The organism is Piscirickettsia salmonis LF-89 = ATCC VR-1361 (assembly GCF_000297215.2).
Classification (GTDB): Bacteria; Pseudomonadota; Gammaproteobacteria; order Piscirickettsiales; family Piscirickettsiaceae; genus Piscirickettsia; species Piscirickettsia salmonis.
This window is the reverse complement of sequence record NZ_AMFF02000206.1, coordinates 1-654: the sequence shown is the minus strand read 5'-3', so window position 1 is coordinate 654 and position 654 is coordinate 1. Positions and strand designations below refer to the sequence as shown.

The 654-nt window shown below is 35.6% G+C and carries 1 pseudogene; it reads right to left on the bottom strand.

The features are described from left to right. Positions 1 to 77: 77 nt before the first annotated feature. Positions 78 to 654 (bottom strand): annotated as a pseudogene (locus C200_RS15865) (protein kinase domain-containing protein); the annotation flags it as partial.

The following is a 654-nucleotide window of genomic DNA, read 5'->3' as shown; positions in this document are numbered from 1 at the left end:
TGTAAAAGCACAACTTAACCACTTTGCACTCAAATATAAATTACTTGTGCGGTCAAATCAAATAGCTTTTGAAGAGCTTAGGCGATTAAAATGTTTATGACCCGTGCGTAAGGTGAGTTATTAAGTACTTTATGAATACAGGCTTGTTGGCTAAGGTTAAGTTCTGTGAGTTTCTGATAGCATGACTCAAATTGTGGAACATGATTTAGGGCGTGGTTGAGGTCATCACCAGTTAAACCGATGACTCTCATTGTTTGATAGGAGTCTGGGCGCTTAATGATAACGTTACGACTTCTATTATTTAAGGTGGTGGGTAGTAAATTCTTGTAAAGAAAAAACTGTAAGCCAGGGCGTAATGTTGGGTTTTTATTTTGTGTGGCTTTAATAAAGTCATTGAATTTTTCCGGTATTTTTATGATTTTTTTGGCAAATTCTAGCATAAAGCCAAAAGAGTAAATATCTTGATTAAATTGGGCTACTACTTGCGTTTGATCTGTTGCCTCGGTCCTTTCTGGGGGAAAATATTCGCATTTTCCTGTTATAATACGGGCTAGACCGGGTATGTTATAAGCAAAGCCAAAGCCAATGAATTTTACATCAAATACACCATTTTTTTCTGTAATAATGATATTGTCAAACTTAATATCACCATGT